The organism is Bacillus cereus group sp. BfR-BA-01383, from assembly GCF_022663495.1.
Taxonomy (GTDB): domain Bacteria; phylum Bacillota; class Bacilli; order Bacillales; family Bacillaceae_G; genus Bacillus_A; species Bacillus_A cereus_AU.
Window position 1 is genome coordinate 53,659 of sequence record NZ_JAKUFP010000010.1, and the last position, 14,215, is coordinate 67,873.

Sequence of the window (14,215 nt, forward strand, 5' to 3'; positions counted from 1 at the left end):
GTTTTGTTTTTTACGGAATCGTTTATACTTATAGATAGAAGAATGTGTGAGCGAAGAAAACAAAAAACTGGAGGATATATGGGGAAAAATCAAAGAATATATAAGGAGAATGGACAAGTTATCTCTTTTAATCAATTAGCGGACTTCTTTTATAAAAAAGGGATGAGGGCTTACAAAGGGCAAAAATTGCAAGATGCAATTAAATATTTTCGAAGAGCGGCACAAAGTGAGAAGGAGCCGTTTATTTTATGCCAATTAGCAATAACATTATCTGAAGTTGGTGAATATCAAGAGTCAAATCAAATCTTCTTAAAGCTAATTAAATCTAACCCAGAACTCGAACAGTGCTATTATTTTATTGCAAATAATTATGCATATATGGGGCTATTTCAGCAGGCGAAAAAGTATGCGGAGCGCTATTTAGATATTGCAGAAGAGAAGGAATTTGTAGAAGATACATTAGAATTGCTTGAGATTATGGAAGAAGAAGCGATGGGTACGGAAGAGATTGAGGATGAAGATGATTTAATTGTTATGCAGGAAGAGGCGAATCGTTATATTCGTAATGGACAATTAGAAGAAGCAATTGCTACGTTAGAAATTGTTACGAAAGATTATCCGGAATTTTGGTCAGGTCATAATAATTTAGCCATTGCACATTTTCAATCTGGAAATGTAGATAAGGCACTTAAGTTAACGGAAATGATTTTAGAGAAAAACCCTGGAAATATGCATGCGCTTTGTAATACGCTTATTTTTCTATATTCAATTGGAGAACATAAACAAGTGGAAGCATTAGCAGGACAGTTAGTTTCAGTATATCCGATTTCATTTGAACATCGTTTGAAGCTTGGAACGACACTTGCAACAATTGGTCATTTCGAGCATGCATATAAATGGTTCAAAGTATTAAAGCGTCAAGGATACGAAGGCGATGTTAGTTTTTATTATTGGTTTGCGTATTCTGCGTATATGGTAAAAGATCAGCAAGTAGCTGAAAAAATGTGGCAACATGTTGTCGAATTGCACCCTGATAAAAAGGGAAAAGAGCCGTGGAACGCGCTAAATTTAGCCGATGAAGGACAAAACGTGTTATTTGAAGAATTACGAAAGACATTTCAGCAAAGTGCGACGCTAGAGGAGCAAATGCTAGCTTTATATTTAATGAATGAATTGTCAACGCCAGAGAAGGTAGGATTCTTCTTTGATATAACGCAAGCGAAGAATGGTGTTCCAATCGTATCGCAACTTGCAAAGTATTTCTTTTTACTTAATAGCCATAAAAGCATTCCAGCTGATTTACAGCAATTTGAACAGTGTGTGCGAATTGCGGATGCATTATACAATTATACGAAAAAAGATGATGAATTAATTGAAGAGTGTTTAAACTTTTGGTTTTGTACGTTCATACGTTTATATACATCTGGAGCGACCTTTACAAATGTGTACGGTTGGTCGGCAGCAATTGAATATATTGTGCGCGGCGAACAAAAAAATAAGATGACACAGTCTGAGCTTGGAGATGTATATAATGTATCTGTAGCGACTGTACGAAAGTATGTGCAGGCTGTGAAGCGTACGCACACATAGGGTAGGCAAATCATTGGGAAAAAAATGATGCTAACAGTATAATGAGGGTAACTTAATTGTGTAGGAATGGATAGGAGTGAATAGTGTGTCAGAAGAAAAAATTTATGATGTCATTATTATTGGTGCAGGACCAGCTGGTATGACAGCTGCAGTATATACATCTCGTGCGAATTTAAGCACATTGATGCTTGAGCGTGGTATTCCAGGCGGACAAATGGCAAATACAGAAGATGTAGAAAACTACCCAGGTTATGAGTCTATTTTAGGACCAGACTTATCAAATAAAATGTTCGAGCATGCGAAGAAATTTGGTGCTGAATATGCATACGGTGATGTGAAAGAAATCATCGATGGTAAAGAATACAAAACAATTATTGCTGGTAAAAAAGAATATAAAGCACGTGCAATTATCGTTGCAAGCGGTGCAGAGTATAAAAAAATCGGTGTACCAGGTGAAACAGAACTTGGTGGCCGCGGTGTATCGTATTGTGCGGTATGTGATGGTGCATTCTTTAAAGGGAAAGAACTTGTTGTTATTGGCGGCGGAGATTCTGCTGTTGAAGAGGGTGTGTTCTTAACACGCTTCGCATCAAAAGTAACAATTGTTCACCGTCGTGACAAGCTTCGTGCACAGAAAATTTTACAAGATCGTGCTTTCCAAAATGAGAAAGTAGATTTCATTTGGAATCACACTATAAAAGAAATTAATGATAAAAATGGTAAAGTAGGAAGTGTAACACTTGTAGACGTAAACAGTGGCGAAGAAAAAGAATTCAAAACTGACGGCGTGTTCGTATACATCGGTATGCTACCTTTATCAAAACCGTTTGTTGAATTAGGTATTACAAATGAGAATGGTTACGTTGAAACGAATGAGCGTATGGAAACGAAAGTTCCTGGTATTTTCGCAGCTGGTGATGTTCGCGAGAAAATGCTTCGTCAAATTGTAACTGCAACTGGCGATGGTAGTATTGCAGCGCAAAGCGCACAACATTACGTAGAAGAATTAGTAGAGGAACTAAAAGCTGTAACAGAAAAATAAGGGGTAATATACCTTTTGAGAAGAAAGCTACTAATAGGAGCTTTCTTCTTTTTTTTTTTTTTTGTGTGTGTGTGAAAATGTCAAAAATTTGTCAAAAACAATAAGGATTATAAGCTTTCTTATTGATATACTGGAATTTACGGAAAAAATCACTATAAGAAATGAGGAATTTATTCAGTATGGAATGGCGTAATATATATCGTGGATTTTGTATGGGCGTTAGTGATTTAATTCCTGGTGTGAGCGGCGGTACAATCGCTGTTGTGTTAGGAATTTATGAACAATTGCTTGCGGCAATTAGCGGGTTCTTTAGTCGTGAATGGAAAAAACATTTGGGATTTTTAATTCCTCTTGCTGCTGGTGTGGCGGCAGCGTTTTTAACGCTAAGTCACGTTATTAAATATTTACTTGAAAATCATCATGAACCGACTCAATTTTTCTTCCTCGGTTTAATTATTAGTATATTACCAATGTTAATGAGAGAAGCTGATGCAAAGGCGACGTTTAAAGGTAAGCATATCGCTTTATTAATTGTTGCAGCAATTCTTGTTGCAATAACAGCATTCTTTAAGCCAGATAAGGCAGCAGATCCAATTACGACGTTAACAATTCTAAATGCAATCGGTTTATTTTTCGCAGGATGGATGGCTAGTATGGCTATGCTTCTTCCTGGAATTAGTGGATCGTTTATTTTATTAATTATCGGTGTGTACCCAACAGCGATTAATGCGTTAACTACACTCAATTTACCATTAATCGTAGTTATTGGTGCCGGTGTTATGGTTGGATTTGTTGTAAGTAGTAAAGGAATTAGTTTTTTACTAGATCGTTATAAAAGTATGACATTTGCGGCAATTATTGGGCTTGTTATCGGTTCGATTGTAATTGTGTTCCCTGGTATTCCAACTGGTGGATTTTCAATTGTAAGTTCAATTATTACCTTTATTTTAGGATTTGCGATTGTGGCTTATTTCGGTAAGAAATAAGAGCTCTAATCCCCTTGACGATAAAATTCGTTAAGGGGGTTTTTTATATGATTCATTGAAAGTCAAAGCATTTAGATTGTTTGTTATGGAAAGCTTTTCTACAATTGTTGAGTAGATATGCTTAACGAAAGAGGACCGGCTCCTTCGTTGTAGCAAACTGTTTTTGATAGTATAATGAAATGAGTATGCAGTTAGGAATTTTACTGCAAGTAGCTGAGGTGAAGAAACATGCAAAGAGTGACAAACTGTGTGTTAATTAGAGATAATGAAGTACTCTTACTTCAAAAACCTCGCCGAAATTGGTGGGTTGCACCGGGCGGGAAAATGGAGCGCGGTGAGACGGTAAGAGATTCAGTTGTTCGCGAATATCGTGAAGAAACAGGTATTTATTTAAAAAACCCAGCGTTAAAGGGGGTCTTCACCTTTGTCATTCAAGAAGGTGATAAAGTAGTTTCTGAATGGATGATGTTCTCCTTTTTAGCGACAGATTTTGCAGGAGAAAACAAACTAGAGAGCGAAGAAGGCATCATTGGTTGGCATACATTTGATAAGATTGATGATTTAGCAATGGCGCCAGGAGATTATCACATTATTGATTATTTAATTAAAGGAAATGGCATAATCTACGGTACATTTGTATATACCCCAGATTTTGAGTTGCTTTCATATCGATTAGATCCGAGTTAAACCGTCAAGGAGTGGATACGATGACAGAAAAAAATGATATAAAAATGGTAATTATTACAGGGATGTCTGGAGCTGGAAAAACAGTAGCTTTGCAAAGTTTTGAAGATTTAGGGTATTTTTGTGTAGATAATTTACCGCCGATGTTATTGCCAAAGTTTATTGAGCTTATGGCAGATTCAAAAGGGAAAATGAATAAAGTAGCACTTGGCGTTGATTTACGTGGTCGAGAGTTTTTCGAACATTTATGGGGAGCACTTGATGATTTATCAGAACGTACATGGATTATTCCTCATATTTTATTTTTAGATGCGAAAGATAGCACGCTTGTAACTCGTTATAAAGAAACGAGACGTTCGCATCCACTTGCGCCAACTGGTTTGCCGTTAAAGGGAATCGAAGCGGAGCGTGGTTTATTAACAGATATGAAGGCGCGAGCGAATATTGTGCTTGATACATCGGATTTAAAACCGAAAGAATTACGTGAAAAAATTGTTCATCTGTTTTCAACTGAAACTGAGCAAGCATTTCGTGTAAATGTTATGTCATTTGGATTTAAGTACGGAATTCCAATTGATGCAGATTTAGTATTTGATGTTCGATTTTTACCGAATCCATATTACATTCCACATATGAAGCCATTAACAGGACTAGATGAAGAAGTTTCATCGTATGTACTGAAATTTAATGAGACACATAAGTTTTTAGAGAAATTGACAGATCTCATTACTTTCATGCTGCCTCATTATAAAAGAGAAGGCAAGAGTCAACTTGTAATTGCAATTGGATGTACAGGTGGACAACATCGTTCTGTTACGCTTACAGAATACCTTGGGAAACATTTGAAACCAGAGTATAGCGTTCATGTATCTCATCGTGATGTGGAGAAGAGAAAGGGCCATTAAGGGATGAAAAAAGAGAGAAAACCTAAAATTGTCATCATGGGAGGAGGAACTGGACTCTCTGTTTTATTAAGAGGATTAAAGCAATATCCTGTTGATATTACAGCAGTTGTTACAATCGCTGATGATGGTGGCAGTTCAGGTAGATTACGTGATGAGCTAGAAATTCCGCCCCCAGGTGACATTCGTAACGTACTTGTTGCGTTATCAGATGTAGAACCACTGGTGGAAGCTTTATTTCAGCATCGTTTCACAACAGGAGACGGACTGAAAGGTCATGCGTTAGGAAATTTACTATTGGCAGGCATGACTTCGATTACAGGAGACTTTTACCATGCGATTACGGAAACGAGTAAAGTATTAAATGTCAGAGGACGTGTATTGCCAGCAGCAAATCAAAGTGCGGTACTTCATGCGGAACTAGAAGATGGAGAAATTGTAACAGGTGAATCAAAGATTCCTTATTACGGAAAGAAGATTAACCGTGTCTTTTTAACTCCAGAAGATGTAGAGCCATTGCATGAAACGTTGGCTGAGATTAAACGAGCTGATTTACTTGTTTTCGGTCCGGGAAGTTTGTATACGAGTATATTGCCGAATTTAGTTGTTAACAAAATTGGGGACGCTGTTCTTGCTGCAAAAGCGAAGAAGGTATATGTATGTAATGTTATGACGCAAGCGGGTGAAACGATGGGATATACGGCGTTTGACCATGTGCAGGCGTTGCACGATCATTTAGGGCAACCATTTATCGATACCACAATTGTAAATAACCGTGAGATTCCTTGTGAATTACGTAAGTTATATGAGGAAGAAAAGTCGGCACCAGTTGTAGTGGATGAGGACCGTTTGGCTGAAAATAATATTAATGTAATTCAAGATCAATTAGCGAAGTACGATGATCGTGTAGTAAGGCATGATACATTGAAGTTAGCTTCTATTTTATATTCACTGTTATAAATGTGCGTTGCCTCGTTTGAGGTAACGCTCCTTCATTCATATAGGACAAGATTTTTGTTCCACAATAATAGTATAAGGAGGTGTTGACTGTGTCATTTGCATCAGAAACAAAGAAAGAGTTGACGAATCTTGAAATGAAGGAATGCTGTGAAAAAGCAGAATTATCAGCGTTGCTTCGAATGAACGGATCACTTTCTTTTTCAAACCGTCGCCTATCTATCGATATTCAAACAGAAAATGCAGCAATTGCAAGAAGGATTTATACGCTTTTGAAAAAAGGATATGACGTTACGGTAGAATTACTTGTTCGTAAAAAAATGCGATTGAAGAAAAATAATGTATATATTGTGCGGCTTGTTGAGAAGTCTCGTGAAATATTAGCGGATCTTCATATTGTTCGAGACGACTTTTCATTTATTCGAAATATATCACAAGAATTAATTGAGAAAAAATGTTGTAAACGATCGTATTTACGCGGTGCATTTTTAGCAGGTGGTTCAGTAAATAACCCAGAAACATCATCTTATCATTTAGAGATCTTTTCGTTATATAAGGAACATAATGATGCTATATGTGAACTGATGAACGGATTTGATTTAAATAGTAAGACGTTGGAAAGAAGAAAAGGGTACATTACGTATTTGAAAGAAGCAGAGAAAATTACGGAGTTTTTAAATATTATAGGTGCTCATAATGCACTTTTAAGATTTGAAGACATTCGAATTGTGCGCGATATGCGTAACTCAGTAAATCGTTTAGTGAACTGCGAAACAGCCAATTTAAATAAAACAATTGGTGCAGCACTAAGGCAGATTGAAAATATCCGCTATATTGATGAGACGATTGGTCTTGATATTTTGCCGGATAAACTACGAGAAATTGCACAACTAAGAAGAGATTATCAAGATGTAACATTGAAAGAGTTAGGCGAGATGGTATCCGGGGGGAAAATTAGTAAATCGGGTATTAATCATCGTTTGCGTAAAATCGATGAAATTGCAGAGAAATTACGCGCGGGGGAAACGGTAGCAAAAAAATAAGAGGTTAAAGGGGAAATGGAGCTGTGGTTCAAAAACAAGTTAAGGTTGCATTAAAAAACGGTTTACAAGCACGTCCGGCTGCGTTGTTTGTACAAGAGGCAAATCGCTTTCATGCGGATATTTTCATTGAGAAAGATGGAAAGACAGTGAATGCAAAGAGCATAATGGGGATTATGAGCTTAGCAATCGGAACTGGCAGCATGATAACAATTACAACAGAAGGTTCAGATGCAGAAGAGGCTTTAAAAGCATTAGCTGCATATGTACAATAAAACTGCTATCGCATATGTGCGATAGCTTTTTTGTTTAGTTATTTGTGGGCAACCTGGTTAGTGGGGGAACAATCGGTGGGGTATGTAGCTGATTTGTTCTCGTCGGAAATTGTCGACAAATCGATATGTTGTGTCGAACTGTTGATATATTAAAAAAAATCGTTGATATAATTTGAGTTGTGTTTGATATATTCGGAAAATCGTTGATATATTCGATTAGATACTGATTGGGGTATGTGAGCGGGGGTACATAATCATAAAAAAAGCGCCCTGTTACAGGGCGCTTCCGCTTTTAAGTATTAACGATTTGTAAAGATCTTATCGATTAAGCCGTATTCTAGAGCTCTTTCTGCTGTCATGAAGTTGTCGCGGTCTGTGTCGCGTTGTAGAACTTCAAGTGGTTGACCTGTACGATCAGCTAGAATTTGGTTTAATTTTTCACGTAAGAATAGAATACGTTTTGCAGCGATTTCAATTTCAGTCGCTTGTCCTTGTGCACCGCCAAGTGGTTGGTGAATCATTACTTCACTGTTTGGAAGTGCGAAACGTTTTCCTTTTTCACCTGCTGCTAGTAAGAATGCACCCATAGATGCAGCCATACCGATACAGATTGTTGATACTTGTGGTTTAATAAACTGCATTGTATCGTAAATTGCCATACCCGCTGTGATAGAACCACCAGGGCTGTTGATGTAGATATGAATATCTTTTTCTGGATCTTGAGATTCCAAGAATAAAAGCTGGGAAACGATTGAGTTTGCTACGTTGTCATCAATTGCACTACCAAGCATAATGATGCGGTCTTTTAATAGTCGAGAGTAAATATCGTAAGCGCGTTCTCCACGATTTGTTTGTTCAATTACTGTAGGAATTAAATTCATCTGTTATTTCCTCCTTCTAAAGCTTTCTTAGTCTTATAATACAATTATGGTCAATAAAGGTCAAACGAAACCACTTTAAATCAAAAAAATATGTAGTTGTACCATGAAATATTCGCTATGTTTTTGAAATTCCCTGCTTATGTATCTTCAACATCATAACCGAATTACATAAATTTAAACGTTATAAAAACTGTAGAAAAAAAGAAAAGAACGCCTTTTTACTGAAGCGTTCTTTCGATATTTATTCTTTTAAAAGATAGGTTACTTTATTTAAAATCTTTTCGATGTGTTTCGCGTTTTTACTATACATTTCGCTTGCTGATTTCGACTTTGTTTCTAAAGAAAATAGCTCAAGATCAGCATGACACTTTTTTAAAGATGCCAATAGTAAAGGTTTGTTTTGAGGAGAAGGCATTTGGAGTTTATCGTTGTAAATGTCGATAGTAAGTTGTCCGTATGAGTCAACTTGACCAAGAAAGACATTTTCGATGACAACGCCAAGCTTTTCTAATTCTGCATGTAACCAAGCACGGTTATGTCCACTAGAGGAAAGAGGTTCATCTAGTACATTTCCATCCATAATAACAGTTTGTGGTTCTTTTTCATTTGGTACTTTTAAACCGATGTCTTTTGCTGTGAGTGGTTGACGATCTTTCTTCAGTAATACATTTAACTCTCCGCTCGGTTCTAATACTGCAAATTCAACATCAGCTACGCTGAACGCATCTTTTCCTCGGAGTAGTTCAAGTAATTCGTCACTTGTATATTTTTCTTTCTTTAAGTTATCTTCGAGTATTTTTCCATCTTTTATTAATACGGTAGATTTCCCTTCAAAGAAGTCCCGAGCTGTTTTGTTCTTTAAGGAGAGGATTCCTGTGAAAAAAGGTACCACAGCGAAAATAAGTATCGCAAAGACGCCGTGGAAAAATTTTGAATCGAGCCCTGTAGATACTTGGGCAGCAATATCACCAATTGTCATTCCAGCTATGTATTCGAAAAAAGAGAGCTGGGAAATTTGTCTTTTCCCTAGCCATTTTGTAATAGCAAATAGCATGATTAGTATGAATACAGAGCGGAGAATGACGAGTGTCCATTCGGGTAGGTGAGACATAGTCAATTTCCTCCAGTTTACTTAAAACCCTTTATATTGAGGTTCTTCACGTTCTAATAGTGAAACTCTATCTTTTAGATCAGTGATGACACTGTCCATTTCTAACATGCATTCATGAAATACGCGTTTTGATTCTTCATCTGCTGAATTTAAAGAAAGGGAGCTTAAACTTGCTTGAGCGCCCCTTAAACTAGCAAGACAAGTTTTTACGCTAGCGATAACAGTCATATAAACACCTCTTATCCTTTCGGTTTAAATAGTAATGCTCCGATGAATCCGAAAATAATAGCTGCTGATACACCAGCGCTCGTTACTTTAAACATACCGGTAATAACGCCGACAATGCCATGCTTAGCAGCTTCTTCCATCGCGCCGTGAACGAGGGCGTTTCCGAAACTTGTAATCGGTACAGTTGCCCCAGCCCCAGCGAAATCAATTAATGGTTCATACAGATTGAATCCATCTAATATAGCCCCGGCAACAACGAGTGTTGCCATCGTATGGGCAGGAGTAAGTTTACCTACATCAAACATAAGTTGACCAATTACACATATAAGTCCACCGATGACAAAAGCCCAGAAAAAGATCATTGTGTTGCACCTCCAAATTCAATCGAAACGGCGTGAGCGATACATGGAATCGTTTCTTCTTGTTGGAATGTAAGAGGAGATAGTAAAGCACCTGTTGCAACGACAAGTATTTTATTAAATTCTCCTCTTTTCATTCGATTTAATAAATGTCCGTACACGACTGTTGCTGAACAGCCTGGGCCACTTCCGCCGGCTATTACAGGTTGACCTTCTCTGTAAATGAGTAGTCCGCAATCTTGAAATTGCTCATTTGTTACTTTTGTCCCATGTTTATGTAGTAAGTCATAAGCAATTTCGCGTCCAACATGTCCGAGGTCGCCTGTTACGATTAAATCGTAGTGAGATGCATCGAGATTTCTTTCTCTTAAATGAGCTTCAATTGTATCGACAGCAGCGGGAGCCATCGCACCTCCCATGTTAAATGGATCAGTTAATCCCATATCAACAACTCGCCCGATTGTTGCAGATGTTACCCTTGGGCCGTCTCCAGTATCGCTCAAAATTGCGGCTCCTGCTCCGGTAACTGTCCACTGGGCGGTAGGAGGTTTTTGGCCCCCATATTCAGTTGGATAGCGGAATTGTTTTTCTACGGCAGTATTATGGCTTGAAGCGCCAGTTAATAAATATTTCGCGCCTTTCGCATTTACGATACTTGCGCCAAGTGCTAAGCCTTCCATAGAAGTAGAGCAGGCACCGAATAAACCAAGATAAGGCGTGCCAAGTGTGCGGCATGCAAAGCTAGTAGGTGTAATTTGGTTAATTAAATCTCCAGCGAGAACGAATTGAATATTATCTTTCCGAAGTCTCGCTTTTTCTGTAGCACGGCTACAAGCTTCTTCAAATAAAATTTTATGTGCTTTTTCATAGGAATCTTGTCCGAGCCATAAATCTTCATGAAGGGTATCGAAGTCTTCAGGGATTTTTCCCTTTGCCTCAAATGGGCCACCGACTACACCTGTTGAGATGATAACTGGTTTGTTTTCGAATACCCATGTTCGGTGTCCTTGTAACATTTATAGCCCTCCCCATTGAAAGAGAATCGTTTTAATAAGAGCGATGACAAAAGCTGAAAATACGCCAAATAAGATAACCGATCCTGCTAGTTTAAACATGTTACCACCAACACCGAGAACGAATCCTTCTGTACGGTGTTCAATACATGCGGCAATAACAGAGTTACCAAATCCAGTAACGGGAACTGCGGTGCCAGCACCAGCAAATTGCCCAATGCGATCGTAGACGCCAAATCCCGTCAGTAGCATAGAGATAAAAATAAGAGTTGCAACTGTAGGATTCCCGGCAGAGCGTTCAGTGAAATCAAAATAAGTAATATAAAAGGTAGAAATTAGTTGCCCTATTAGACAAATTAATCCCCCGACGAAAAAAGCTTTTATACAATTTTTTAAGACGGGGCGCTTTGGTTCGCGTTCTTGCGCGAATTTTTTATATTCCTGTTGCACAGGTGTTAAATTTTTATCTTTACTAGACATTTGAATCCTTCCTTCTCTTTTAGAAAGCTTAAATATTAGATCCCATTTCTGATTGGATGAGTTTCAATTGATCTTTAATGCCATCCTTGCTTACTTCCTTTTTCTTAATCTTGTTTTCAAGATCTTTTATAAGCATAAAAATCTTTTTGTCTGTACTTACACGAATATCGAAAGTAGGGTTTTCATCACTTAGCTTCTTTTTTAATTTACTTCGTAGAGGCTTTAAACCAAATCTTTCGTGATGTTCAGGTTTGACGGCTATGTAAAGATCTAAATTCGTATTAACTGCGGTAGCTTCTATAATTCCCTCCATAGCGAGAGCCTTTTTCTTAGCTTCTTGCGATATAGATTGATTAAAGGATTCTGTACTCATTTTTGTTAACTTAGGACCCTTGTCTTCTTCCGTTCGTTTAGCTTCTTCTTTTTTTACCTTTTTATCTAATGGGCTATTATCACATCCGGTAAGTGAACCGAATAGGAGCATAAATAACGCGGTTATGATTCCGATTTTTCGCATTATAATCATTCCATTTCTATTGCAGTATGTAATGTGATAGAAAAAGGATGACTGCAGATCATCCTTTTTCTATTTCGCTATATAAGCGATTTGTTATTGCTGTGTGTATTGTGGTTCTTCTTGTTGGACTTCTTCAACGCGCGGGTTTAAAGAATCGATAATTGTTTGTGTTTGCTGCGCAGCTGTTTGGAAAAGTTGCTTTGCTTGTTGGTTATCCGTATCAAGAGCGAATCCCTCTAAGCTAGCTTGTGCACTTTTTAATCCAGAAACAGTTTGCTTTAGTTTTGTAATTACAGTCATTGAATGAAGCCCCCTTTGGAATATCAATTCAAAGATTATAATTTGTGAGTTGGGGTGAATTTATGATTGGAAAATTTAGGGGAGAGCGATTTGTTTATATACTCTTAGCTAAGGTGCATAAAGGATTAAGGGGATATTTTTATTGATTTAGATGGATTTTATTGCTATTATTATGAGAAGAAAATGAAGTGTTTTTATAATCATGCGCCCATAGCTCAGTCGGATAGAGCGGTGGTTTCCGGTACCACGTCTGCCGGGGGTTCGAATCCCTCTGGGCGCGTAAAAAGGTCTGAACTTACAAATGTAAGTTCAGACCTTTTTTTATTATGTCTTGTTATATCTAGTAATAAGATTTACTATTAGTATGTGGTAATAATTTTTGTTCGTTATTATTTTCTTTCAATATTATTCGTTTTTCGGTTGTAAGATGTAAATCTGATTAATACATATAAATTAATAATATTTTGGAATGGGTGTCTGTGATAGCATTCTCCTTTTACCAAACTTATTGTACAATAGAAACAAGGGGGAGATTAGTTTGAAGGCAAGTCTTTTACAAGAACAAAGCTTACGTTTGGCAATGACACAAGAGTTAAGGCAAGCGATTACAATGCTCCAGTATAATGTACAAGAGTTATCGGAGTTTTTGTATGAGCAATCGTTAGAGAATCCCCTTATTGAGTTAGGTGGTTTTGAGAGGGAGAAGAAAAAGAGCTCTAACACAAGTAAAAGTACCAGCAAACAAGTCGAGAATCAAATGGAAATCTACAGTGTGGATTCTACAACGATTCAGCAACATTTATTAAATCAAATACAGTATTATAAAATAGATGAGGAAGAGCGAAAAGCGGCTTCTTTCATTATTATGAACATGGATGGAAATGGCTATTTACAAGAAACGAATGAAGAGTTAGCAGAGCTTCTTTCCGCACCAATGGATGTAGTAGACCGTTCTGTGGAGCTTGTCCAATCACTCGAGCCAGCAGGGGTAGGGGCACGTGATATTCAGGAATGTCTAACTTTGCAATTGAAGCGCTTACAAAGACGGAATGGTTTAGCTGAGGAAGTTATAGAGGAGCAATTTGCTTATTTCGTGAAGAAAGATTGGCGAAAGCTCGTTCAAGTGTTGAAGTGTAGTAATGAGGAATTACAGGGTGCGGTAAATTGTATAACGTCATTACAACCAAAACCAGGTCTTGCATTTTCTTCCGATAAACCACTTTATATCGTGCCTGATATGGCTGTGAAAAAAGATGGGGATCATCTCGTTTTACAGATGAATGAGAGAAATATGCCGAGAATTGAAATTCACTCTGAGTATAGTGCGCTTCTAAATAATAGTGAAAGTGAAGTTGCTTCTTACGTATCCGAGAAGTATCAGCATGTACAATGGATTATGCGCAGTTTGAAACAAAGAAAACAAACACTCTTACAAGTAATGGGCATTATAATGGAAAAACAACGTGATTTCTTCTGGAAAGGTCCAGAATATTTAAAACCACTTGCTTTAAAAGAGGTAGCAGAAGAGCTAAGTGTGCATGAGTCTACAATTAGTCGTGCAACGCGTAATAAATATGTGCAAACGCCGCACGGTTTATTTGAAATGAAAGCATTCTTTAGTACAGCTGTTTCGACGACGGAGGATGAAGCTATTTCGACGAAGCGGGTGAAACAATTTATTCAAACACTTGTGGAAGCGGAGAATAAGAAAAAGCCACTTTCGGATCAAAAGATTTCAAAATTATTAGAAGAAGAGCATGAAATCGTTATTTCTCGAAGAACAGTTGCGAAATATAGAGAACAAATGCATATTCCAGCTTCGTCTCTAAGAAAAACAATTGGATAGGTGA

The 14,215-nt window shown here is 37.5% G+C and carries 17 protein-coding genes and 1 tRNA gene; 10 read left to right on the forward strand and 8 right to left on the reverse strand.

The genetic code is table 11. The features are described from left to right. Positions 1–78: 78 nt before the first annotated feature. The 8 genes from MR065_RS12185 (at position 79) to MR065_RS12220 (ending at position 7,476) form a co-directional block, all read left to right on the forward strand. On the forward strand, positions 79–1,590 hold the full coding sequence (locus MR065_RS12185) for a tetratricopeptide repeat protein (RefSeq protein ID WP_242213827.1): 1,512 nt from the start codon (positions 79–81) through the stop codon (positions 1,588–1,590). 85 nt (positions 1,591–1,675) lie between these two features. After that, positions 1,676–2,632 carry a thioredoxin-disulfide reductase gene (gene trxB / locus MR065_RS12190; protein ID WP_242213828.1) on the forward strand — a complete coding sequence of 319 codons (957 nt, stop codon included), beginning with the start codon at positions 1,676–1,678 and terminating at the stop codon, positions 2,630–2,632. Positions 2,633–2,811: 179 nt separating this feature from the next. Further along, positions 2,812–3,618: a DUF368 domain-containing protein gene (locus MR065_RS12195; RefSeq protein ID WP_098268276.1), complete on the forward strand. Its 807-nt coding sequence runs from the start codon at positions 2,812–2,814 to the stop codon at positions 3,616–3,618. Between the two features lie 228 nt (positions 3,619–3,846). Further along, the gene (locus MR065_RS12200; protein WP_001190080.1) at positions 3,847–4,305 is read left to right on the forward strand and encodes an NUDIX hydrolase; all 459 of its coding nucleotides are present in this window, start codon (positions 3,847–3,849) and stop codon (positions 4,303–4,305) included. Positions 4,306–4,325: 20 nt separating this feature from the next. Continuing rightward, positions 4,326–5,207 carry an RNase adapter RapZ gene (rapZ, locus tag MR065_RS12205; RefSeq protein ID WP_097904159.1) on the forward strand — a complete coding sequence of 294 codons (882 nt, stop codon included), beginning with the start codon at positions 4,326–4,328 and terminating at the stop codon, positions 5,205–5,207. A 3-nt stretch (positions 5,208–5,210) separates the two neighbouring features. Further along, on the forward strand, positions 5,211–6,164 hold the full coding sequence (locus MR065_RS12210; protein WP_242213829.1) for a gluconeogenesis factor YvcK family protein: 954 nt from the start codon (positions 5,211–5,213) through the stop codon (positions 6,162–6,164). An 89-nt stretch (positions 6,165–6,253) separates the two neighbouring features. After that, entirely contained in the window at positions 6,254–7,204 is a 951-nt protein-coding gene (gene whiA, locus MR065_RS12215) for a DNA-binding protein WhiA (RefSeq protein ID WP_128856313.1), read from the forward strand. A 23-nt stretch (positions 7,205–7,227) separates the two neighbouring features. Next, entirely contained in the window at positions 7,228–7,476 is a 249-nt protein-coding gene (locus tag MR065_RS12220; RefSeq protein WP_242213830.1) for an HPr family phosphocarrier protein, read from the forward strand. Positions 7,477–7,775: 299 nt separating this feature from the next. Here the strand turns inward: MR065_RS12220 and clpP are convergent, their stop codons facing one another. From clpP to MR065_RS12260, 8 genes are all read right to left on the reverse strand, one after another. Next, complete coding sequence (gene clpP / locus MR065_RS12225; RefSeq protein WP_001049156.1) at positions 7,776–8,357, reverse strand: ATP-dependent Clp endopeptidase proteolytic subunit ClpP; 582 nt, start codon at positions 8,355–8,357, stop codon at positions 7,776–7,778. A gap of 241 nt (positions 8,358–8,598) precedes the next feature. Further along, positions 8,599–9,468, reverse strand: a complete 870-nt coding sequence (locus MR065_RS12230) for a DUF421 domain-containing protein (RefSeq protein ID WP_242213831.1) — start codon at positions 9,466–9,468, stop codon at positions 8,599–8,601. A 21-nt stretch (positions 9,469–9,489) separates the two neighbouring features. Next, positions 9,490–9,696 (reverse strand): DUF1657 domain-containing protein, encoded by a 207-nt coding sequence (locus tag MR065_RS12235; RefSeq protein ID WP_097904164.1) that lies wholly within the window; start codon positions 9,694–9,696, stop codon positions 9,490–9,492. Positions 9,697–9,707: 11 nt separating this feature from the next. Continuing rightward, positions 9,708–10,058, reverse strand: a complete 351-nt coding sequence (gene spoVAE / locus MR065_RS12240) for a stage V sporulation protein AE (RefSeq protein WP_000575919.1) — start codon at positions 10,056–10,058, stop codon at positions 9,708–9,710. Next, on the reverse strand, positions 10,055–11,071 hold the full coding sequence (gene spoVAD / locus MR065_RS12245; protein ID WP_242213832.1) for a stage V sporulation protein AD: 1,017 nt from the start codon (positions 11,069–11,071) through the stop codon (positions 10,055–10,057). Before spoVAD ends, spoVAE begins: the two co-directional genes overlap by 4 nt. Then, positions 11,072–11,548 carry a stage V sporulation protein AC gene (gene spoVAC / locus MR065_RS12250; RefSeq protein ID WP_242213833.1) on the reverse strand — a complete coding sequence of 159 codons (477 nt, stop codon included), beginning with the start codon at positions 11,546–11,548 and terminating at the stop codon, positions 11,072–11,074. 28 nt (positions 11,549–11,576) lie between these two features. Continuing rightward, the gene (locus MR065_RS12255) at positions 11,577–12,065 is read right to left on the reverse strand and encodes a YhcN/YlaJ family sporulation lipoprotein (protein WP_242213834.1); all 489 of its coding nucleotides are present in this window, start codon (positions 12,063–12,065) and stop codon (positions 11,577–11,579) included. Between the two features lie 93 nt (positions 12,066–12,158). Continuing rightward, a complete protein-coding gene (locus MR065_RS12260; RefSeq protein WP_000216167.1) occupies positions 12,159–12,365 on the reverse strand; it encodes a DUF1657 domain-containing protein in 207 nt (68 codons plus the stop codon). 204 nt (positions 12,366–12,569) lie between these two features. Between MR065_RS12260 and MR065_RS12265 the strand changes: the two genes are divergently transcribed. Both MR065_RS12265 and rpoN read left to right on the forward strand, forming a co-directional pair. Then, positions 12,570–12,645, forward strand: a tRNA-Arg gene (locus MR065_RS12265). A gap of 258 nt (positions 12,646–12,903) precedes the next feature. Continuing rightward, positions 12,904–14,211, forward strand: a complete 1,308-nt coding sequence (rpoN, locus tag MR065_RS12270; RefSeq protein ID WP_242213835.1) for an RNA polymerase factor sigma-54 — start codon at positions 12,904–12,906, stop codon at positions 14,209–14,211. Positions 14,212–14,215 lie beyond the last annotated feature (4 nt).